16 protein-coding genes are annotated in these 21,413 nt (G+C 62.6%); 9 read left to right on the top strand and 7 right to left on the bottom strand.

Annotation, left to right across the window (positions count from 1 at the left end):
- Position 1: 1 nt before the first annotated feature.
- From AC097L_RS19420 to AC097L_RS19410, 3 genes are all read right to left on the bottom strand, one after another.
- A complete protein-coding gene (locus tag AC097L_RS19420) occupies positions 2-1,699 on the bottom strand; it encodes a diguanylate cyclase domain-containing protein (protein WP_479588362.1) in 1,698 nt (565 codons plus the stop codon).
- Between the two features lie 186 nt (positions 1,700-1,885).
- Complete coding sequence (gene ppsR, locus AC097L_RS19415; protein ID WP_479588361.1) at positions 1,886-2,707, bottom strand: posphoenolpyruvate synthetase regulatory kinase/phosphorylase PpsR; 822 nt, start codon at positions 2,705-2,707, stop codon at positions 1,886-1,888.
- 28 nt (positions 2,708-2,735) lie between these two features.
- Entirely contained in the window at positions 2,736-3,635 is a 900-nt protein-coding gene (locus AC097L_RS19410; RefSeq protein WP_479588360.1) for a LysR family transcriptional regulator, read from the bottom strand.
- Between the two features lie 116 nt (positions 3,636-3,751).
- Between AC097L_RS19410 and AC097L_RS19405 the strand changes: the two genes are divergently transcribed.
- Entirely contained in the window at positions 3,752-4,609 is an 858-nt protein-coding gene (locus AC097L_RS19405; protein ID WP_479588359.1) for a pirin family protein, read from the top strand.
- Here the strand turns inward: AC097L_RS19405 and AC097L_RS19400 are convergent.
- From AC097L_RS19400 to AC097L_RS19390, 3 genes are all read right to left on the bottom strand, one after another.
- A complete protein-coding gene (locus tag AC097L_RS19400; protein WP_479588358.1) occupies positions 4,606-5,268 on the bottom strand; it encodes a transaldolase family protein in 663 nt (220 codons plus the stop codon). The two genes, AC097L_RS19405 and AC097L_RS19400, sit on opposite strands and share 4 nt — an antisense overlap.
- Positions 5,269-5,272: 4 nt before the next feature.
- Entirely contained in the window at positions 5,273-6,217 is a 945-nt protein-coding gene (locus tag AC097L_RS19395; protein WP_479588448.1) for a carbohydrate kinase family protein, read from the bottom strand.
- 322 nt (positions 6,218-6,539) lie between these two features.
- Positions 6,540-8,111: a methyl-accepting chemotaxis protein gene (locus AC097L_RS19390; RefSeq protein ID WP_479588357.1), complete on the bottom strand. Its 1,572-nt coding sequence runs from the start codon at positions 8,109-8,111 to the stop codon at positions 6,540-6,542.
- Positions 8,112-8,327: 216 nt separating this feature from the next.
- Here AC097L_RS19390 and AC097L_RS19385 point away from each other — a divergent pair, with 216 nt between their 5' ends.
- From AC097L_RS19385 to AC097L_RS19365, 5 genes are all read left to right on the top strand, one after another.
- Positions 8,328-10,481, top strand: a complete 2,154-nt coding sequence (locus AC097L_RS19385) for an ATP-binding protein (protein ID WP_479588356.1) — start codon at positions 8,328-8,330, stop codon at positions 10,479-10,481.
- 167 nt (positions 10,482-10,648) lie between these two features.
- Entirely contained in the window at positions 10,649-12,676 is a 2,028-nt protein-coding gene (locus AC097L_RS19380) for a hypothetical protein (protein ID WP_479588355.1), read from the top strand.
- A 139-nt stretch (positions 12,677-12,815) separates the two neighbouring features.
- Positions 12,816-13,436 (top strand): response regulator transcription factor, encoded by a 621-nt coding sequence (locus AC097L_RS19375; RefSeq protein WP_479588354.1) that lies wholly within the window; start codon positions 12,816-12,818, stop codon positions 13,434-13,436.
- 141 nt (positions 13,437-13,577) lie between these two features.
- Positions 13,578-14,885, top strand: coding sequence for an MFS family transporter (locus AC097L_RS19370; RefSeq protein WP_479588353.1), 1,308 nt, complete (start codon positions 13,578-13,580; stop codon positions 14,883-14,885).
- A 137-nt stretch (positions 14,886-15,022) separates the two neighbouring features.
- Positions 15,023-16,039, top strand: a complete 1,017-nt coding sequence (locus AC097L_RS19365; RefSeq protein ID WP_479588352.1) for a serine hydrolase family protein — start codon at positions 15,023-15,025, stop codon at positions 16,037-16,039.
- A 91-nt stretch (positions 16,040-16,130) separates the two neighbouring features.
- On the opposite strand, the gene AC097L_RS19360 is transcribed toward AC097L_RS19365, so the two are convergent.
- The gene (locus AC097L_RS19360) at positions 16,131-17,051 is read right to left on the bottom strand and encodes a LysR family transcriptional regulator (RefSeq protein ID WP_479588351.1); all 921 of its coding nucleotides are present in this window, start codon (positions 17,049-17,051) and stop codon (positions 16,131-16,133) included.
- A gap of 97 nt (positions 17,052-17,148) precedes the next feature.
- Here AC097L_RS19360 and AC097L_RS19355 point away from each other — a divergent pair, with 97 nt between their 5' ends.
- The 3 genes from AC097L_RS19355 to AC097L_RS19345 all read left to right on the top strand — a co-directional run bounded on the left by AC097L_RS19355 (position 17,149) and on the right by AC097L_RS19345 (position 21,393).
- Entirely contained in the window at positions 17,149-17,793 is a 645-nt protein-coding gene (locus tag AC097L_RS19355) for an NAD(P)-dependent oxidoreductase (protein ID WP_479588350.1), read from the top strand.
- Between the two features lie 223 nt (positions 17,794-18,016).
- Entirely contained in the window at positions 18,017-18,985 is a 969-nt protein-coding gene (locus AC097L_RS19350; protein ID WP_479588349.1) for an ABC transporter substrate-binding protein, read from the top strand.
- Between the two features lie 101 nt (positions 18,986-19,086).
- Positions 19,087-21,393 (top strand): putative bifunctional diguanylate cyclase/phosphodiesterase, encoded by a 2,307-nt coding sequence (locus AC097L_RS19345; RefSeq protein WP_479588348.1) that lies wholly within the window; start codon positions 19,087-19,089, stop codon positions 21,391-21,393.
- Positions 21,394-21,413 lie beyond the last annotated feature (20 nt).

Below are 21,413 nucleotides of genomic sequence, written 5' to 3'. Positions count from 1 at the left end.
TTTACCCTTTGCGCCGGTACATGTCGGCATCGGCCAGGCGCACCAGGTCTTCAGCATCTACCGCCGTGCCGGGGAAGAGGGCTACGCCGATGGACGCACCCTGAAACGTATCTGGCGCCAGACCTGGTAAGGGCTGGCGCAGGGCTTGGTCGATCTTGTCGCGGATCTGCTCGGCCATAGCCAGGTCGGCCACCGGGTCCAGCAGCACCACGAACTCGTCTCCGGCGTAGCGGGCCACTGTGTCGCTGCTGCGGGTGGCTTGGCGCAGGCGCTCGGCGGTGGCCACCAGTACCCGGTCGCCCGCGTCATGGCCCAGCGTGTCGTTGACGTGCTTGAACTTGTTCAGGTCGATGAACAGCACCGCAAACGGCTGCTGGTCGGCCTGGCGGCGGCCCCGGTCCAGCCGGTCGCCCAGGGTGCGCACCAGCCATTCGCGGTTGTGCAGGCCGGTGAGTGCATCGGTGCGCAGGCGCAGCTGCATCTCGCGGAAAGTACGTGCCAACTCGCCAATGGTGCCCCGGCCCTGCACGTCCACCACCGCGTCCAGGCGGCCCTCGCCCACACGGCGGGCCGCCACGGTAAGGTGCTGCAGATCGGCACTCAGCCAGTTCAGGATCAGCAGCCCCAGGGCGATGGCGGCGATGGCCGCACTGGCACCAATGGCGGCCGTCCGAACCACGTTGGCGCTCAGGTCGCGCATGAAGTCGCTGCGCGGTACGGCCACCACCACCAGCCAGTCCAGTCCGGAGTTGTCGCGCAGCCGACTGAAGGCCAATTGCACCGCCACGCCGTCGGGGCCGCTGACGTGCATGGACACCGGCATTTGCGGCCCGGCATGGGTTTGCAGCTGCCCACGCACAGCGCGGTAGGCGGCCTCCTGCAATGGGTCGCCGCTGGCGCTGGCGTTGATCCGGGTGCTCACTTTGTCGGTGGCGTAGTGGATATTGGGGGTGCGCGACGAAGCGATGAGCTGGCCCTCGGTCTCGATGATGAAGGCCAGCCCGTGTTCGCTGAGGGCCAGGGTGCGCACAAATGCATTCAGCCGGGTCAGGGCCACATCGGTGGCCACCACGCCTTGCATTTGGCCTTGGCCGTCCAGCACGCGTTTGGCCCGGGTGAGCACCAGTTCGTTGGTCAGCGCGTCGATGTAAACCGCTGTCCAGACGGGCGTGGTGCTGGTTTCGGCCAGGGTGTACCAGGGGCGCAAGCGCGGGTCGGTAGGCCCCTGGCCGTTATGCGTATCTATCAAAGTGCCGTCGATACTGCGTATGGTGGAGACCAGGCGCGTGGCGAGGGGGCTGCTGCGGGTGGCCCAATCGGCCAGGTCGGGGCTTCGGCGGTACAAGGAGGCGACCTGCCCGGCGACGTTGGCGTAGTAGACGTGGTTGTTCGGGTCGGTGTAGAGCGCGGTGGCAGCCCAGAAGCGGGCGCGCAGGGCGGCCTGGTCGTCCAGCAGGTTGGCCGTGGTGCCCTGGCCGTGGGGAAAAGCAGTTTCCAGCACCGCGGCCGAGCCCAGCAAATGCCGGTCTACCGCCTGTTCGATGCGTGCCACGGTTTCCAGCAGCAGGTGGCTCGACAGGGTATCGACCACCTCGCTACCCGTTTGGTAAGACAAGGCGCCTACCAACGTGGCCACACCCAGCACCAGTGCGACGTAGGGAATGGTCAGCCATTGGCGTAACGAGAAGTGGACAAGCATGAAGGGGTCCTCTCAACGGCCAAGTTCTTAATATGCATCCCAGGTGCCGCTAGCCCAAGCAAGGTAAGCGCTAGCAGCTATTGAAAGTGTAGTGCTGTAGCTGCAAGGCCTGCAGGCAGGCATGCACGTGCGGGTGGTGAAGCTGGCAAAGAGGGGCCAGGTGCATGCCTGCACGGCAGCTGCGTTTTAGTACACCAGCCGTTCGGGCTTGATTTCCTGCAGGATGGTGGTCGCAATCTCTTCAATCGACTTGGTGGTGCTGGACAGCCAGCGGATGCCACTGCGGCGCATCATGGCTTCGGCCTCGCTCACCTCCATGCGGCAATTTTCCAGTGCAGCATATTTGGAGTTGGGGCGGCGCTCGTTGCGGATCTCGCTCAGGCGCTCGGGCTGGATCGACAGGCCAAAAATCTTCTTTCGGTGCTCCAGCAGCGCGGGCGGGAGCTGGCGGCGTTCAAAGTCTTCGGGAATCAGCGGGTAGTTGGCCGCTTTCAGGCCGTACTGCATGGCGAGGTACAGGGCGGTGGGGGTTTTGCCGCTGCGGCTTACGCCCACCAGGATCACATCCGCCTGGCCCAGGTCGCGGTGGGTCTGGCCGTCGTCATGCTCCAGGCTGAAGTTGATGGCCTCGATGCGGTCGGTGTAGGCCTGGCTTTTGCTCACGTCGCTGAAGCGGCCAATGCGGTGGTTGGACTTGATGCCCAGCTCGGCTTCCAGCGGGTTCACAAAGGTGCCAAACATGTCCAGCAGCATGCCCTTGCAGTTCTCGGTAATCACCTTGAGCACGTCCATGTTTACCAGCGTGGTGAAGACGATGGGCCGCTTGCCCTCCAGCTCGGCCGTGTGGTTGATCTGCCGCACTGCCTGGTGCGCCTTGTCCACCGTGTCGGTAAACGGCAGCCGCACGTGGCGCGGCTTCATGGAAAACTGCGCCAGGATGGCGTTGCCAAAAGTCTCGGCGGTGATGCCGGTGCCATCGGAGATGAAGAAGACGGTGCGGTCGGTCATAAGGCATCCTGAAAGTGGAAGAGGGCGGCTAACCCGCCATGGTGGTGTGCTGGATTTTGTCCATCGTAAACGCAATGAAGCTGCTGACGGCGCGCGGCAGCTGGTGGCGGCTGGGGTAGACGCAGTGGATGCCCACGCCGTGTACACCGTAGCCGGGCAGCACGTGCCGCAGTTGGCCAGATGCCAGCAGTGGTTGGGCCAGCAGCGCAGGAATCAGCGACACGCCCAGACCCGCCAGCGTGGCTTTGACCACCGCGTCCATGGTGTTGGCGCACAAGCGACCGTGGACGTTGACATCGACGCTGCCGTCCGGCCCCTGCAGTCGCCAGCTGCTCTTGCTGGCGGCCGGATGGCGGGTGATGCAGTCGTGGTGCTGCAGATCTGCCAGCTGCTGCGGCGTACCCCGCGCCGCCAGATACGCCGGGCTGGCCACCAGCAGGGCGCTGCTGGTACCGATCTGGCGTGCCACCAGGCTGGAATCCCCCAAGTTGCCGGTGCGCAGCGCCACATCAATGCCGTCGGCGATCAGGTCGGCCCGCGCGTCGCTCAGCACCCACTCGATGCGCACCCGCGGGTGGGCCGCTAGAAATTCGGCAACCCAGTCCATCTGGAACCAGTTGAAAAAGTCGGCCGGGGCGGCCACGCGCACGGTGCCGCTGGGCAACTGGCTGGTATCGCTGAGCGCTTGGGCGGCCTGGGCCAGGGCCTGTACGGGATCGGCACTGCCTGCATGGAAGCTGCGCCCGGCATCGGTCAATGTCAGCTTGCGGGTGGAGCGCTGCAGCAAGCGCACGCCCAGGTGCTGTTCCAGGTCTTGCACCCGGCGGCTCACGGTGTTGGCGGGCAGGGCCAGCCGCCGGGCAGCGGCAGCGAAACTGCCCGCTTCCACCACCTGCACAAACAGCGCGATGTCATTCAGGTCCAGCATGCCATTACTCTTTATTTTGGATGGGTGAAAACCAATTCTACCGGCTAGTCGCCGTATTCAGGTGTGGGTAAGCTCGTGGCACAGGGGCTGTTCCCCGTTTTTTCAGGAACCACACCATGCATGCCGTAGCCACACCCCCACCCGAGGAAGTGACCGTTTCCACCCGCCGTACCGTGTACCGCACGCGCGGCCAGCAGCACGGGCCCATCACCCGGCTGATGAGCCCGTCCGATCTGGGCGAGCACCTTAAACCGTTCGTTTTTCTGGACCTGTTCGATGCCGATGCCAGCGCCTTTCAGGGCTTTGGCTTGCATCCGCATTCCGGCATTGCCACCTTGTCGTGGAGCCTGCAGGGCGACATGGGGTTTGAAGACACCTCCGGGCGCCAGGGCGTACTGGCCGAGGGCGGCGTGGAATGGATGCAGGCTGGTGGCGGTGCCTGGCACGCAGGTGGGTCCGGTGGGTCCGACCACCTGCGCGGTTTCCAACTCTGGGTGGCGCTGCCGCCCGCCCTCGAATTGGCCCCGGCGTTCAGCACCTTTTTGGCCCCTGAAGAGGTGGCGCAGGACGGGCCCGCGCAGGTGCTGCTGGGCCAGTACGGCACGGCCCGCAGCGCCATTCCCGCACCGGCCTCCATCAACTACCTGTCCGTTCGGTTAAAAGCCTGTGAACGCTGGCGCTACCAGCCGCCCGCCGGGCATACCGTGGCCTGGGCGGCGCTGGGCGAGGGGGATTTGCACGCGCCGGAGCTTCTGCGCCAGGGCGAGTTGGCCGTGTTCGAGGCATCCGAGGCGGCCATTGATTTCCAGGCCGCAACCGATTGCGTCTTCGTACTGGGCTCAGCGGTGCCGCATCCGCACGAACTGGTGCTAGGCCGCTACTCGGTGCACACCAGCCATGAGGCGCTGCAGCAAGGGCAGGTGGGCATACAGCAAATCGGCCAACGCCTGCGCAGCGAAGGCCGCTTCAATTAGCCGCCGAGTGCGGCCGCATCCGCCAGAAAACCCCGCTCGGCATCCAGGGTAGCCGTGTGGTCGAACAGCTCGGTGAACAGCTTGGGCGGAATGGTGATGGCGTCCACGCCCAGGTGCAGCAGCGCCAGGTAAGCGGCCCGCGAGCGGATGCTGGCCACCAACAGACGGGTTGAGGTGCCGGCCAAAAGCGACTGCATCTGGCCTATCAGGGCCAGGCCATCCACGCCAGAATCTTCTAACCGGCCCAGGTAGGGCGCGGCGTAGGCGGCACCCAGTTGCCCGGCAAAGTGGGCCTGCTCGGGCGCATACACAGCGGTGTAGGTGACGGGGATGCCCCCGGCACTTAGCTCGGCCCCGGCGCGCAGGCCGTCGCGGGTGGCGGGGATCTTCACGACCAGTTGGCCGGGGTTGAATTCACGTACCAGTGCCTCGGCATCGGCCAGTATGCCGTCGGTGTCCGCGGCATGCACCTGGGCCTGCACCTGCCGGGCCCCGAGTTTGATGGCCGTATGCAGCAACTGGGGCAGCGTGCTCCGGGTGATGCCCGCGCGGCGCAGCAGCGTGGGGTTGGTGGTGATGCCATGCACGGCAGGGTGCGGCAGGCAGGTGCGCAGGTCGGCCAGGTCGGCACTGTCGAGATACAGGTGGAAAGCGGCCATGGCGTTATGCCTGTGCGTCCAGCGCCACCTGCAGCTCGGCGCGGGTGGGCGGGTTGGCGCCTTCGCGGGTGCAGTTGATGGCGGCTGCCTGGGCGGCAAAGCGCAGCACGGCCAGCCAGGCGGCATCGGGCAAAGTGTCTAGCTGGGCCACCTGCTCCACGCCCTGCTCCAGCAGGCCGACGGTCAGGCCCGCGTCAAAGGTGTCGCCCGCGCCGATGGTGTCGGCCACGGTGATTTTGGGTGCGGTGATTTCCAGCGGCGCATGGCCGCGGCGGAACAGCGTGGCACCGTCGCCCCCCCGGGTGATGACCACGGCGCGCGGGCCGATGTCGCTGGCCATGAAGCTGGCAGCCACCTCGGCTAGGCTTAGGCCCGGAGCCAGCGCGGCGGCATCTTCGTCGCTGAACTTCACCAGGTTGCTGTAGGCCGACCAGCGGTAGATGTTGGCGCGGAAGGCGGGCAGGTCCTTGATCAGGCTCAGGCGCACATTGGGGTCAAACAAGACGATGCGTTGACCTTGCTGGGCCTGCACCAGGTCGATGATGCGGCTGGCGGCAGGCTCGTGCAGCAGGGCGATGGAGCCAAACTGCAGAAAGCGGCAGCTGTCAGGCAGGGCGGGCAGGGTGGCGGGGTTCCACTGGGTGTCGGCCGTGCCCTGGGTGTAGAAGGCGTAGCGGTTGGTCAGCGGGGTGCGCTCCACAAAGGCCAGGGTGCTGGGGGCATCGCTGCGCAGCACCCAGCGCGTGTCCACGCCGTTGCCTTCCAGGTGCTTGAGCAGGCGTTCGCCAAACAGGTCGGTCGAGAGCTGGCTGATGAAGCCGATGGCCTGGCCCAGACGGGCGGTGGCGATGGCGCTGTTGGTGGGCGCGCCGCCTTCGTGGCCTTCGAAGTTGAGGCCGCTGGTGGCGGTGAAATCGATCAGGGATTCGCCAACGATGGCAATGCGGATGTCTGGCATGGTGTGTTGGTGCCTCTTGTTGTGTGTCGAGATGGTGTGGCGTGCGGGCCGCCCCGGAAAACCCGGCGTGATCTTACCGTGGCGCACGGCTGCGGTCATGCCGCGGTAGTCTACAGAGTTTAAAGTAATTTAGGCCTCTGGCCCATGCTTTGTATGCGTTAGTAGCTATATAAATAATAGCGAATTTAGGGGTGTCTCAGCCTGTTAAAACGCAAAAATTTCGCATACGAAAATGCAGTAAAGCGCTACTTTTTTGCAAGGATCGACACCATTTGCGCGTGCTTCTGTAAGGCGGGGAGCGCCACCGTAGCGGCTACGTCCCTGCAATCTGTGCCAGCTTGAACACCGCGACCGCCTGAACCAGTTGCAGCGCCTGCCCTCTGAGGCTATCGGCAGCCGCGGCACTCTGTTCCACCAACGCGGCGTTTTGCTGTGTCACCAGGTCCATTTGTGATACCGCCTCGCCCACCTGACCGACACCGGTGCTCTGTTCCTTGGTGGCAACACTTATTTCGGCCACGATGTCCGATACACGCCGGATCGCGCCCACGATGTCGTTCATGGTTTGCCCGGCGCGGTCGACCAGCGCCGTGCCGTGTTCAACCTGCTCGACGCTGCCGCCAATCAAAAGCTTGATTTCTTTGGCTGCCCCGGCGCTACGCTGTGCCAGGCTGCGCACTTCGCTGGCCACCACCGCAAAGCCACGTCCCTGTTCGCCCGCACGGGCCGCTTCCACCGCGGCGTTCAGCGCCAGGATATTGGTCTGGAAAGCGATGCCGTCGATTACGCCGATGATGTCAGCCACTTTTCTGGCTGTGCCGTCGATGGCCTTCATCGTGCCCACCATCTGGTCCACCACCACGCCACCCTGGCTGGCCAAGTCTGCAGCGCTGCGCGCCAGCTGGTTCGCCTGCTGTGCATGGTCGGCCGTTTTGCGTACGGTGGAACCCAGTTCGTACATGGTTGCGGCGGTCTGCTGCAAGGCACTGGCCTGTTCTTCGGTGCGCTGGCTCAAGCTTTCGTTGCCTTGTGCAATCTGTGTGCTGGCCGTGGCCACGTTTTCTGAACTGGAGCGCACGGTGGTCACGATGCCGCTGAGCGCGTTTTGCATACGGGCCATCGCAGCCACGATGCTGCTGCCGTCGCCCGCTTTGACCCGGATAGCCAAGCCCAAGTCGGCATCTGCAATCGCGTTGGCCATATGCGCCACATCAGACGGCTCGCCGCCCAGCTCGCGGGTGATGCCGCGCGCCAACCACAGCACCATCACCAAGCTCAACACGGCACCCGCAATGGACACACCAACCAAGGTATTGCGTGCATTGGCGTAAGAGCTGTCGCTGTTGACTCCTTCGGCGATGGCCCCGTCGTGGTTCAGATTCACCAACTTGAGCAGCGTGGCGCTGGAGCTGTCAAACAACTTCTTGGACGGGCCGTCCATTAGTGACTTGGCCTTGTCGTTTTCGTTTTTCCGGGAAAGGGCCAAAATTTCGCTGTGGATTTTCAGGTACTGCTTCCAGTCCGCGGTGAAAGAGTCGTAGAGTTTTTGCTCTGATGCGCTGCTGATGAGCTTGGTGTAGGCCTGGTTGTCCTCCTCAAAGTCGGCCAGCACCTTGTCCATCGTCTTCTCGATGTTGCCCATCACCGCGTCGTCGGTGTTGAGTATGTGTTCGAATTCGGCATTGCGAAAGTCCGAGGTGCCGGTGTTCATCTGGTTGACGTGCTCCACGCTGGGCAACCAGTTCGCGTTGATTTCCAGGGTAGAAGCCCGCATTACGCCCATGCCCCACAGCGCGATCACCACTACGCTGATGAGAACGGCAAACAGCGCACCGAAACCAATAAACAGGCGGGTGGATATTTTCATGGGGGCGGTGGTGCGCATAAGATCTTTCAGCTCGAACATTGAAAAAAAGCAATCCAATCAGAAGCCATAAACCCGCATTGCGCAATACGTTTTTGCGCTAAGCAGGGCATTTGCAGGCTGCGGGCGCGGTAGCGGGCTTTTTGATGCGCCCATCGTCGGCTGGTCTCCCGGCTTGTCGCCCGCCGCTCATGCAAAATGTTTTGGCACTTCTTCTTGCTTGAGCCGCCTGTCTCCATGTCCAAAACCCTGTCTTCCCGCCGCGCGCTGTGGCTCTGGCCCGCAACCGCGCTGCTGGCTTTGCTGCTGATCGCGGCAGCCGGGCAGTGGTCGGCGCGGCGCGAGGCCAGCTTCCAGGCCGACAGCATCCACCGCGCCATCGAGGTCCATGCCCTGGCTCTGCGCGGCGCGGCGGCCAAATACAGCTACCTGCCGTTCACGGTGGCCCAGCACCCCGACGTGCTGGTCGCGCTGGCGCAGCCGCACGACCCCGCCGTGCTGCAGCGCGCCAACCACTACATCGAAGAGGTGAACCGCCAGGCGGGCTCGGACGCGCTGTATCTGATCAACCCGCAAGGCAGCACCCTGGTGGCCAGCAACTGGAACACGGCGCAGAGCTTTGTCGGCCAGTCGTATGCCAACCGCCCGTATTTCAGCGATGCGCTGGCGGGCCGCAACGGCCAGTTTTACGGCGTGGGCCAGACCACCGGCGAGCCGGGGCTGTTTTTGTCGGCACCGGTGCGCCAGGGCGGAGCGGTGGTCGGTGTGGTTACGGTTAAGGTCAGCCTGCGGCAGATCCAGGAGGCTTGGGGCTTTGTGCGCGACCCGATTTTGCTGGCCGATGCGCGCGGCATCGTGTTTCTGGGCTCGGTGCTGCCCTGGCTGTACCAGGCCACCCGCGCCGTGGCGGGCGACGACCTGGACTGGGTGCTGAGCCACCAGCAGTACGGCACGCACCACAGTTTCCCGCTGCTGCCCTGGGCGCTGGACCGCACGGACAATACGGCCAATACGACGGATACCCCCGGCTACCTCGTCCAAACCCGCATCGACGGCAAGCCGCGCCAGTTTCTGGCCGTGGACGAAGCCCTGCCCGACCTGGGCTGGACCCTCACCGTGATGGCCGACTACGCAGCAGTCACCCGGGCCCGCCAACGCACCTGGATGCTGGGCCTGCTGGGTGCGGGACTGCTGCTGCTGGGGGCGATGTACTGGCAACTGCGCGAGCGCCGCTTTGCCGAGCAGCGCGATGCCCGCCGCCAGCTGGAAGTGCGGGTGCGCGAACGCACCGCCGAGCTCGACGATGCCCACGCCTTTCGCAAAGCCATGGAAGACTCGCTGGTGGTGGGCATGCGTGCCCGCGACCTCGACGGCCACATCATCTACGTCAACCCCGCCCTGTGCGCCATGACCGGCTACCGCGCCGACGAGCTGCTGGGCCGCCTGCCGCCGTACCCCTACTGGCACCCGGACGACGTGGAGCAGCACTGGCACAACAATGACGCGACCATGAATGGCCAGGCCGCGCTGTCGGGCTTCGAATCGCGCGTGCGCCACCGCGACGGGCACGACGTGCTCACCATGGTCTACACCGCCCGGCTCATTAATGCCCAGAGCCAGCACAGCGGCTGGATGAGCACGGTGGTGGACATCACCGAGCAAAAACGCAGCGCCCTGCGCCAGCGCCAGCACGACGAGCAACTGCAGCACGCCCAGCGCCTGGCCAGCCTGGGGGAGATGGCCTCCACCCTGGCCCACGAGCTGAACCAGCCGCTGGCCGCACTGAGCAACTTCGCTAGCGCCGCCAAGGCCTTTGCGGAACAAGGCCAGCAAGAGCTGCTGGCCAGCAGCCTGGATGAAACCGCCGCCCAGGCCCAGCGCGCCGCCGAAATCGTGCGCCGCATCCGCGGCTTTGTACGCCAGCGCACCGCCGGGCAGGAGGACTGCGCAGTCCATGCGCTGGTCGCCAATGTGCTGGCCCTGCTGCAGGGCGAAATGCGCCAGCAGCAGGCCCGCGCCGTGGTGCGCATTCCCGCCGACCTTCCCCCCGTGCGCGGCGACCGCGTGCTGGTGGAGCAGGTGCTGCTGAACCTGGTGCTGAACGCCCTGCAGGCCATGCAGGCCACACCGCTGGAGCGCCGGGTGGTGGAGATCGACGCCGCCCTGGCCGATGGCCGCCTGCGCATCCAGGTGGCCGACCGCGGCCCCGGCATCCCCGCCGAACTGGCCGAGCAGGTGTTTGCGCCGTTTTTCACTACCAAGCCCGACGGCCTGGGGCTGGGCCTGAACATCTGCCGCACCATTGTGGAGAGCCACCGGGGGCGGTTTATGTTTGCGGATCGGGCGGGTGGGGGGACGGTGTTTACGCTGGAGCTGGAGGTCTGTGGGTGAGGGTTGTTTGGGCGGTTTGATCTTCTCGACGGGCTTTGGCAAAGTGAGCCAATCAGGCCACTACAGTGGTGGCCTGACGTAAACCAAACAGCCTTCACGAATCCTGGGATGGTTCAGTATGGGCTAACGTCGAGGGATACGTTTTCACTAAAAAATGGGGGAGTAGCGTGGGTGAATTCTCTAATAAAGTCCAAACCGATAAGGTGACAGGTCCACTGCGACGCGCTTTTACGCCGACCAACTGGAGAAAGGCGTTTGATGCCTGTCTCGAGCCGGATGAGAAGGATAAGAATGTGTATCAAGTGGGGGTTGCCATCCATGAGAAGCTTGTGAACATTCGTACGCGCTTGAAGCTTTCTAGCTCACCTGACTTGAGTCCAACTACCAAGCTGCGTGCCTTTGTTGCCGCTGCCAACCACAACTACCTTGTGGCCAATGAACGGAGCGTGGCTGCGATTGCCGAACTTGGCGCACATCGTGCACAGCAAGAGCCTGATGGTTTTCGAATTGAAGAGCTGGCTGCCGTGAAGTTGGCGCTACCTGGAGGCACCGAGTGGTCTCCCAGTGAAATTGTCGAAAGTGCAATTGACGGTGTCGAAGTCCCTGTGCGTGTCGCGCTGAAACTGTCTCCCGACTTGTCTGGTAACCCTCGAATGGACAAGGTGCAATGGGGCGATATCTCACTGGAGTTGAATCTCGGTGTCTTCTATCGCCATGCTGAGGACTTGTGGGACGATTGTCTTTGGAACGACTATCAATTGGTCAGCGTAAGGGGTTTCAACGCGTTTATTCCTACAGATATGGACGTGAACCGTGCGCACAGCATGGGATTAGCGCGACGGTTGTCACTTTCCCTCGGTTTTACTTTGACCTCCAAAAGGTACTACCGGACGATGGTCGCAAGCGGTCGCATTCCGCAAGAGCGCGAGGTCGTGGCAATTGGACGGCAGGGTAAGAGCCAGCGCCTCAAGTTCGCCAAGCCTTCAGGGCTGAGCGATGTGCAGGAGAGTATTGCGGTCGCGCGCTCACTAGCCGCGGAGCCGTACTATGCCGAAATTCTCGGCGAGCCTCGCGCCCCACTTGGGGGGCTTTCAGTTGAGGTGCTTCTCAAGGCGTGGGGCGTGATGATGCAAGCTGCAAAACTTTTGATGGACACGGTTGCAAAGACGCATGTTGAGGGCAATGGGACGGACACCCCAACGCACGTTTGGCTACCCCAATATGCTCCTGTGCTGCAAATTTTGGCCCTCGCGGATGCGATTTCGTCAGCCACAGGGGCTACGCGCTCACAAACCATGAGCATCGTTGAATTTCTGACCTTCCGAGGAAAAACCGGACAAGAAATTTGGGCCCAGCCATTGGTGCCGGTCGGCGTGACGACAGTGGCACCGGTCTTCGGGGCCGCAGTTGTACCTAATTTGCGCCGATTGGTTGATGTCTGGTTACGTCAGCTGGACTTTGACCTGTCCTTGAGAGGACCTGCGTTCGAGGCTCATTTGCGTTCGTCAGTTGAGCAGGCGATATCCGAATCGGCGATTTTGGCTGCAAGCGCGTGGTGCCTGAGAGATGACTACACATTCAAGCCGACCGAGGGCCGAAAGGAGCAAATCGATTTACTTTTTGTTATCGGCTCGACCGTTGTTGTGGCCGAGGCCAAGTGCATTCTCGAGCCCACAGAGGCGAAATCCATAGCCATGCATCGCCGAACGGTGCTGGGAGCGGCAGAACAGGCCCGTCGAAAGAGCCAGGCGTTACTTGACCATCGTTCTGAATTCGCGGTCGATATGAAAAAGCGTGGTTTCGAGTTGCCTGCTAACTTTGAGGTAGTGCCGTTGGTGGTCATAAGCACAACGACACATGTGGGTGTATTGGCTGATGGCGTTCCGGTGGTTGATGAGTACATCATTGAACGATTTCTTAACGGTGAGTTGGATGATGTGGCCATCTTTGGAGAGGAACTTACAGTCCAAAAAATAATCAAGACAGTTTTCTTCTCCACTGTGAAAGAAGCCCAAGACAGGGCCGCCGACTACTTCAGGGCGCCTCCGCAATTGGAACGATTTCATGACGGTCTGAAAGGACGACGTATTCCTCTGTACGCGGTAAGCGAGCACGATTGGGAAGGCGTGATGCTCACGTTGGAGTGCATTCCGAGAGGCCACCCATTGGCCGGTGAGGCTGCGGTAAAGGTGTAGGGCCCTTTTCCATTCGGAGTGCGAAGTTTCGATGTTGGGCCGCACTTCTGCTGCATAGCGGTGAATCGAATTTTTCCGCTTCATTATTTGCCTGCATCTCAGTTAGTCTGTAGAGACTCTATTGCGTACTGTCTACCCCATGAAGCCCAACCCTCGCCCCCTAAACCTCTACGTCGTAGACGACGACGAAGCCGTGCGCCGCTCTTTGGGCCTGCTGCTGCTGTCGCGCGGCCATGCGGTGCAGGCTTTTGCTTCGGGCGAGGCTTTTCTGGCCGGGGCCGATGTGCAGCGGCCGGGCTGTGCCATCCTGGACCTGCGCCTGGGCGGCATGAGCGGGCTGCAGGTGTTCGAGGCGCTGCGGGCGCAGGGCAGCCCGCTGGTGGTGCTGTTTTTGTCGGGCCACGGCGACATTCCCATGGCGGTGGAGGCGGTGCAAAACGGTGCCTTCGGCTGGCTGGAAAAGCCCTGCAACGATGTGCGCCTGCTGGCCACCATCGCCCAGGCGCTGGACCAGTCTGCCAGCATTGCCGCGCAGCTAGAGGCCCGGCAGGCGGCCCAGGCGCTGTGGGCCAAGTTGACCCCGCGCGAGATGCAGGTGGCTCGGCTGGTGGCCGAGGGCAAGCCCAACAAGCGCATTGCCCAGGACCTGGCCCCGCTGGAGCTGCGCACGGTGGAGACGCACCGCGCCCACGTGTTCGCCAAGCTGGACCTGTCGAACAGCCATGAGCTGGAGCGCTTCTTGCGGGAAAACGCGCTCTAGGTAGTTACCCCTGCGTAGAGCTACGCAGCAGGCCCCGCGGATTGCTACGGACGACAGCTTTGCACGGTAGGTGCACACTTAGCCGTATAGGTTCAAACGGCCCCGTGCGGCGGGCCGTAGCCGGAGACAAGGACACTTTCCATGAGCGCCATCCCCATTCCTTCCGCCACGCCCTACACCTTCGAAGAAAAGCGCAAACGCATCTTCGCCATCGTCGCCGCCTCGTCTGGCAACCTGGTGGAATGGTTTGACTTCTACATCTACGCGTTTTGCGCCATCTACTTTGCGCCGGCGTTCTTCCCCAAGTCCGACCCCACGGCCCAGTTGCTCAACACCGCCGGGGTGTTTGCCGCGGGCTTTTTGATGCGCCCCATCGGCGGCTGGCTGTTTGGCCGCCTGGCCGACCGCAAGGGCCGCAAGACCTCGATGGTGGTGTCGGTGATGATGATGTGCGCGGGCTCCCTGCTCATCGCCTGCCTGCCCACCTACGCCAGCATCGGGGCCATGGCGCCGGTGCTGCTGCTGACGGCGCGGCTGCTGCAAGGCTTGTCGGTGGGCGGCGAGTACGGCACCACCGCCACCTACATGAGCGAGGTGGCGATGCGCGGCCAGCGCGGGTTTTTCTCGTCCTTCCAGTACGTCACGCTGATCGGCGGGCAACTGCTGGCGGTGCTGGTGGTGGTGGTGTTGCAGCAGTTTCTGGACGAAGCCGAGCTGAAAAGCTGGGGCTGGCGCATCCCCTTCGTGCTGGGCGCTTGCACCGCGGTGGTGGCACTCATGCTGCGCCGCACCCTGCACGAGACCACCACGGCGCAAACCCGCAGCGCCAAGGGCGCAGGCAGCGTGGCCGAGCTGGTCAAGAACCACAAGCGTGCACTGCTGGTGGTGCTGGGCTACACCGCAGGCGGTTCGCTGATCTTCTACACCTTCACCACCTACATGCAAAAGTACCTGGTGAACTCGGCCGGCATGTCGATCAAGACCGCCAGCAATGTGATGACCGCCTGCCTGTTTCTCTACATGTGCATGCAGCCGGTGTTTGGCGCCTTGTCGGACCGCATCGGGCGGCGCAACAACATGCTGCTGTTCGGCGGCCTGGGCACGCTGATGGTGGTGCCCATCATGACTACGTTGCAAAGCGTGACCAGCCCGCTGCTGGCGGGCGTGCTGATCACCCTCGCCCTGGCGGTTGTGAGCTTTTATACCTCGGTGGGTGGCATCGTGAAGGCCGAGATGTTCCCGCCCGAAGTGCGCGCGCTCGGCGTGGGCCTGTCGTACGCGGTGGGCAATGCCATCTTTGGCGGCAGCGCCGAGTACGTGGCCCTGGGCCTGAAGTCCATTGGCTACGAGTCGTCTTTCTACTGGTACGTCACCGGCATGATGGTGCTGGCTTTTGCAGTCAGCCTGTTATTGCCACGCCAGGCCACTTACCTGCACGATGACCATTGAGCATGAAATAGGGCTCTAGCGCAGGCGGAAACTGCGCTGGCAGCTATCAAAACAGGAGTTGGGCCGGTCTTTGCAAAGATGCCTGGGGAATGCCGTGGCTGGTTAGAATTTTCGTACCACTACAGTTGGAGCGCCCCATGCACATCGCCCGGATTTTTGTCTCTGTCCCGCGTTTGTGGGTGCTGGCGGCTGTCACGTTGTTCGCGGCATGTGGCGGCGGTGGGGGCGATAGCCCGGCCGCACCGATTCCCGCGCCCAGTGGTCTTAGCGACACGAAGCGCGCACAGGCCGCCACCACCACGGCCCAGAGCAGCAGCAATGCCTGTGCCGCCATCCACCCGTTCTACTGGGAAATTGGCGATGTGTCGGCGGCCAAGGTCTCCGGATCTGTCAACGCTGCCAGCGGCAGCACGGTCTACACCGACAGCACCGCCATGCCGATTGCATCGGCCAGCAAATGGCTGTACGCCAGCTACATTGCCGAAGTGCGTGCGGGGATATTGACGGCAGACGACATCCAGTTTTTAAACTTTCGCAGTGGCTACGACAGTTTTGGCATCTGCCTGCAAAGCCAGACGGTCGATAGCTGCCTGGCCCAGGGCAGCAATAGCGTATTCACGGCTGCCGATGTGGGCAAATTTCAGTACGGCGGCGGCCATATGCAAAAGCATGCCAGCCTGAACGGCCTGGGGGCGATGGACAACGCCGCTCTGGCCACCGAGCTGCGTTCGCGCCTAGGCACCGATGTGGCCCTGGCCTTCAGCCAGCCGCAACCGGCGGGCGGGGGCTACACCACGGCGGCCGACTACGCCCGTGTGCTGCGCAAGCTGATCGGCGGCCAGTTGCGCATGGGAGCGCTATTGGGTACGCACCCGGTGTGCACCAATCCCCTGACCTGCAGCCAGGCGCTGGGCACGCCAGTGCCAAGCACCGAGAGCTGGCATTACTCTATCGGCCACTGGGTGGAGGACGACCCCGTTGTGGGGGACGGCGCGTTCAGCAGTGCCGGTGCGTTTGGCTTCTATCCCTGGATCGATGCCAGCAAAACCTACTACGGCGTGCTGGCCCGGCAGGCCTCCAGCGGTGCAGGGGTGGATTCGGTGGACTGTGGGCGGCTGGTGCGCAAAGCCTGGGTGACGGGTGTTGCACAGTAGGTAGCAGCCAAGCAACCCCGCTTTGCATACCAGCATGAAATAGGCCTCTAGCCCATATATCGCTTGCGCTAGCAGCTATCAAAACAGGAATTCACGCCATGGCCAGGCGCTGAAAGTTACCGGCGAAAAAGCGGCCCAACATGTCCAGTGCATGCCGCACCTTGGCCGGTTGCTCGCCGCGCCGCGGGGTGATGGCGTAGACCGGCAGGTCGGCCATGTGCCAGTCGGGCAGCACTGGCACCAGGCGGCCATCGGCCAGGGCCTGGAAGTCCTCCGTCCGCACCGCGGTGCAAATGCCCCAACCGGCCAGGCACAGCGCGTGCAGGGCCGACACCTGGGTGGCCTGCACCCGGCCTTCGAGCTGCACCGTCTGCTGTGCGCCGCCCGGACCCATCAGCTCCAGCGTGTCGAATGTGGTGTGGGCCGAGCCGCTGCCCAGCCAGGCGTGCTGCAGCAGGTCGTGCGGCTGGGTGGGCCAGCCGTGCTCGGCCAGGTAGCTGGGTGCGGCGCAGAGCTTGCGCTCCATGCTGCCCAGCTTGCGCGCCACCAGGCTGGAGTTGGCCAGGCTGCCGACACGCAGCGCAATGTCTACACGGGCCTCGATCAGATCGACCACCGCGTCGTCCAGCAGCAGGCGCAGCGTCAGTTGGGGGTAGCTGCGCAGCGGCTGCAGGGCCACGGCCAGCAGGCTGGCAAAGCCGATGGGCGCGGCCAGGCGCAGCTCGCCCTCGGGCTCGTCGCGCAACAGCGCCAGTGCCGACTCGGCTGCGCGCGCTGCCGCCACCATGGCCGCGCAGCCCACGTGGTAGCGGGCTCCGGCCTCCGTTAACGTTAGTTTGCGGGTGGAGCGGTGCAGCAGCGCCAAGCCCAGCGACTTTTCCAACTGGCGCAGGTGCTGGCTGACGGCCGACGGGGTCATGCCGAGCTGCCGCGCCGCCGCGGTGAGCGAGCCTGCCGCTACCACCTCGGCAAAGATGGCCATCCGTTTGAGCTGGTCGGTCGTGTTATTCATTAGCTACGCTTCAAAGTATTGGCGGATTTAACCATCTAGTCAGAGCTTCGTGAAGCGCAGACACTGGCGTTCTTCTTTTACACACTAGGAATTCAAAATGAAAATCGCACTCATCGGCGGTACCGGCTTCGTAGGCAGCGCAGTCCTTGCCGAACTGCTAGCCCGGGGTCACCAGGTCACCGCACTGGCTCGCAACCCGGTCAAGTTCACCGCCCAGCCCGGCCTGACCGTGGTGGCCGCCGACGTGCTGGATGCCGCGCAGGTGGCCAAGGCCGTGGCCGGTGCCGATGCCGTCATCAGCGCCTACAACCCCGGCTGGACCGAGCCGCAGATCCACGACCTGTTCCTGCAAGGCAGCCAAGCGATTCTGGACGGCATCAAACAGGCAGGCGGCAAGCGCGTGCTGGTAGTGGGTGGTGCGGGCAGCCTGTTTGTGGCCCCCGGCGTGCAACTGGTGGACACGCCGCCGTTTCCTGCCGATTACAAGCAAGGCGCGCTGGCCGCCCGCGAGCTGCTCAACCGCATGCAGGGTGAAACCACGCTGGACTGGACCTTTCTCTCGCCCCCCATCGCTCTGGCCCCCGGTACACGCACCGGCCAGTACCGCGTGGGTGCCGACACCTTGCTGCCCGGCGTGGGCGAGGCCCCCGCAGGTATCAGCGTGGCCGACCTGGCCGTGGCCATGGTGGACGAGATCGAAACGCCCCGGCATGTGCGCAAGCGGTTTACGGTGGCGAACTGAGCCCTGGATGTAGAGCCCAATCTTATGAATGAAATAGGGGTCTGGCGTATAGCAAGCCTACACAGATAGCTATCAAAATAGTATTTTCTACAGACCGTACACATACCGTACACAGGGCTGAACAAGGGTATGTACTTTGCGCCATTTCCGTGTAATCGCGTATCGTATTCTCAGGAAGTGGGTTTTTGATTTCGATCAACGGCGCAAAGGTCCAGCTATGCGAATGTGCACGGGAAAAGCCTTCTGGTCGGTGTGTATCTGTCTGGTGGTGGGCCTGCCATTCGCGCACGTGGCGCAGGCGGCACCAGATGCCATCCACATCGTTTTCATTCCCAAATCCAGTGACCAGGTTTTTTGGGAGTTGATGCGTGCAGGCGTGGACCGGGCCGTGCAGGAAGACCCGCGTATCAAGCTCACATGGCGCGGGCCCGCGCACAACGACGACATTGAGGCACAGGTCAAAATCGTACAGCTCTACACCAAGGCCGGGGTGGATGCCATCGTGATCGCCCCCACAGACCGCACGCGCCTGGTGGAGCCGGTCAAAAAAGCCGTGGAACGGGGCATCCCCGTGATTTCGGTGGATTCCGGGTTGGACGGCAATTACCACACCAACTTTGTGACCTCCGATAACGAAGCCGGTGGCCAATTGGCGGCCAAAACGCTGGCAGGTTTGCTCAACAAAACAGGGCGTGTGGTGGTTTTAAGAACGGTCGAGGGCAGCGCGTCCACGGACGACCGGGCGCGTGGGTTTCTGGCCTACATAAAGGCCTATGCACCCGGCATTTCGGTGGTAGCTGATGTCTACGGTGGCGGCTCAGCCGGTATGGCCCGGCACAGCGCGGCCAAGCTGTTGGCGGAACATCCTCAGCTCGACGGTGTTTTTGCAGTGAACGAGTCGGCCAGCGACGGCATGCTGCGGGCCTTGCGCGAGGCGGGCCGGTCCAAGAAGCTGCGGTTTATCGGCTTTGATGCCACGGATTTTTTGATCACCGGCCTGGAGCAACAGGAGATTGACGGGCTGGTGATCCAAAACCCACGCCAGATGGGTTACCTGAGCATTAAAGCGGCCGTGGATGCTGTGCAGCATGTCGCCAGCAAGAGCAAGACATTGTTCACCGACACCAATATGGTGACGCGTGCAAACTATAAAAGTGCCGCAATTCAAACCATGATGTGCAGCCATTGTTGATATCCTTCGGTGCATGATCTGCCCTGTTGTGTATCCCATTGTCGAGGCTGTAGGTGGCGTTACCCGCCGTTAGCGGAAGGCTGCGTAGCCTGAGCATGGGCATGGCGGTTGCCATGGCTGCAGGCCTGTCTGTGCCGGCCCTGATCGGCGTGATGACGCTGACGTATGTGCGCCAGGCGCAAATCAACAAGGAGCTGGTCACCTACCTGGACGAAAAAGCGTCTCTTTTATCGACCAGCCTGGCGGCTCCTGTGTGGAATTACAGCACCAGCAGTATCGCCATCATTGGCCAGTCGGCGTTGCTCGATCCGCAGGTGGTCCGCATTACCGTCAGCGATGCCAATAGGGCGGCCATACTGGATATTGAGCGGCCCGAGCGCCGACTGGGCAAGTCAAAAATCGTACGCCGTGAACTGGTTTTAAATGGCGATTCCGCGGCCAGTGGCGACGTGGTTGGGTACGTCGAAATCGAGGTGGACGACGGTTTGAAACAGCATGAGCTGGCGCAGGATCGCAAGGCCTACGCCTTCATTTTGCTAGGCCAGTTTGTACTTTCACTGGCTTTCGTATTGGTTGCCTTGCATGTGCGCGTGCTGCGGCCTTTGCACAACCTGGCTTTGTTTTCCAATCGCCTGGCGGGCGGTAATTTTGACCAGGCGGTGGGTTGGGACCGGCCCGACGAGATTGGCCGCCTGGCGCGCCAGATGGACCAAATGCGCAGTGATCTGAAAACCTCTTTCGCCGAACAGCAAGTGATCTTGAGCAATGTGCAGGTGGGCGTGGTCTTTGTGCGCAACGGCACAATCCAGATCGCCAACCGGCATGCGGAAAATATCTTTGGCTACCACGAAGGGGATTTGTGCGGACAACACACCAGCGTGCTGTATCCGTCGGCTGCGCCGCTGCAAGCGCAAGCGCAGGCGCGGGAGCCGTTGGCCGCTGAGGACGGTCCCTACGAAGATATGCTCTTTTTGAAGCGCCGGGATGGCAGTCTTTTTTGGGCACAGTTGCGCCAACGCAGCCTGGACCCGTTGTTGCCGCAAGCCGGCAGTATTTGGGTGATTGAAGACTTCACCCAGCGCAAGGCCAGCGAGGATGAGATCAACAGCCTGGCTTTCTATGACCCTTTGACCGCACTACCCAACCGCCGTCTTTTGCGGGACCGGCTGAAACAGGCACTGGTGGCCAGCTCCCGCAGCGGGCGGTCTGGGGCCTTGCTGTTCATTGATCTGGACCACTTCAAGACACTCAACGACACCCTGGGCCACGATATGGGCGACTTGCTGTTGCAGCAGGTTGCGCAACGCCTGATCCACTGTGTACGTGAAGGCGATACGGTAGCCCGTTTGGGGGGTGATGAGTTTGTGGTGATTCTGGAATGCCTGGGCGACTATCCGGACGAGGTTGCAGCGCGCTGCAAGGCGGTGGTCGCAAAGATTTTCAGTGCGCTGAACCTTCCGTACTTGCTGGCGGGCCATGAACTGCGTAGCACCCCCAGCATCGGCATCGCATTGTTCGAGGGGCAGCAGAATTCGATCGAAGAACTGCTCAAACAGGCCGATCTGGCCATGTACCAGGCTAAAACATCCGGCCGCAACACCCTGCGCTTTTTCGACGCAGCGATGCAGTCGGCCGTAAGCGAGCGTGCGGTTTTAGAGTCTGATTTGCGCGAGGCCTTGGTGCAACAGCAGTTCCGGCTGTATTACCAACCCCAGGTGATGGGCGAGGGCTACATCACCGGTGCGGAGGCGCTGGTGCGTTGGCTGCATCCGCAGCGTGGCACCGTGCCGCCGGCTGACTTCATTCCCTTGGCCGAAGAAACCGGCCTGATCTTGCCGCTGGGCCAGTGGGTGCTGGAGACGGCGTGTGCCCAGTTGGCGGTCTGGGCGGCCGCCCCGGCCCGGGCCCATTTTTCGATGGCCGTGAACGTCAGCGTCAAACAAATGCAGCAAGACAACTTTGTCGACCAAGTGCTGGCCGTGGTGGGCCGCACAGGCATCAACCCATCGCGGCTCAAGCTGGAACTGACAGAAAGCGTGTTGGTGGTGGATGTGGAAAAAACCATCACCAAGATGGCGCTCCTGAAGTCCCATGGCGTGGGCTTTTCGCTGGACGACTTTGGTACCGGCTATTCGTCGCTAACGTACCTGAAGCGCCTGCCTTTGGACCAACTGAAGATCGACCAAGGCTTTATCCGAGACATCCTGATCGACCCCAACGACGCCGCCATCGCCAAAATGGTCATCGCTCTGGCAGAAAGCCTGGGTTTGGCGGTGATCGCCGAGGGGGTGGAGTTGGAGGCCCAACGCGTCTTTCTGGCACGCCATGGTTGCCATACTTACCAAGGGTATTTGATGAGCCGCCCCTTGCCGATCGCAGAGTTCGAAGCGCTGGTGGGCCAAGCCTGACACCGCCTGCCAGATCGAAG

It is taken from the genome of Rhodoferax sp. RT5P35 (assembly GCF_056521385.1).
Note: the sequence above shows the minus strand (reverse complement) of the source record. Positions and strands in the feature narration are given on the sequence as shown.

What these genes read in the sequence shown, in the direction of transcription:
- AC097L_RS19420 (WP_479588362.1), bottom strand. Translation starts at nt 1,699, where the DNA reads ATGCTTGTCCACTTCTCGTTACGCCAATGGCTGACCATTCCCTACGTC.
- ppsR (WP_479588361.1), bottom strand. Translation starts at nt 2,707, where the DNA reads ATGACCGACCGCACCGTCTTCTTCATCTCCGATGGCACCGGCATCACC.
- AC097L_RS19410 (WP_479588360.1), bottom strand. Translation starts at nt 3,635, where the DNA reads ATGCTGGACCTGAATGACATCGCGCTGTTTGTGCAGGTGGTGGAAGCG.
- AC097L_RS19405 (WP_479588359.1), top strand. Translation starts at nt 3,752, where the DNA reads ATGCATGCCGTAGCCACACCCCCACCCGAGGAAGTGACCGTTTCCACC.
- AC097L_RS19400 (WP_479588358.1), bottom strand. Translation starts at nt 5,268, where the DNA reads ATGGCCGCTTTCCACCTGTATCTCGACAGTGCCGACCTGGCCGACCTG.
- AC097L_RS19390 (WP_479588357.1), bottom strand. Translation starts at nt 8,111, where the DNA reads ATGCGCACCACCGCCCCCATGAAAATATCCACCCGCCTGTTTATTGGT.
- AC097L_RS19385 (WP_479588356.1), top strand. Translation starts at nt 8,328, where the DNA reads ATGTCCAAAACCCTGTCTTCCCGCCGCGCGCTGTGGCTCTGGCCCGCA.
- AC097L_RS19375 (WP_479588354.1), top strand. Translation starts at nt 12,816, where the DNA reads ATGAAGCCCAACCCTCGCCCCCTAAACCTCTACGTCGTAGACGACGAC.
- AC097L_RS19370 (WP_479588353.1), top strand. Translation starts at nt 13,578, where the DNA reads ATGAGCGCCATCCCCATTCCTTCCGCCACGCCCTACACCTTCGAAGAA.
- AC097L_RS19365 (WP_479588352.1), top strand. Translation starts at nt 15,023, where the DNA reads ATGCACATCGCCCGGATTTTTGTCTCTGTCCCGCGTTTGTGGGTGCTG.
- AC097L_RS19360 (WP_479588351.1), bottom strand. Translation starts at nt 17,051, where the DNA reads ATGAATAACACGACCGACCAGCTCAAACGGATGGCCATCTTTGCCGAG.
- AC097L_RS19355 (WP_479588350.1), top strand. Translation starts at nt 17,149, where the DNA reads ATGAAAATCGCACTCATCGGCGGTACCGGCTTCGTAGGCAGCGCAGTC.
- AC097L_RS19350 (WP_479588349.1), top strand. Translation starts at nt 18,017, where the DNA reads ATGTGCACGGGAAAAGCCTTCTGGTCGGTGTGTATCTGTCTGGTGGTG.
- AC097L_RS19345 (WP_479588348.1), top strand. Translation starts at nt 19,087, where the DNA reads ATGGCGGTTGCCATGGCTGCAGGCCTGTCTGTGCCGGCCCTGATCGGC.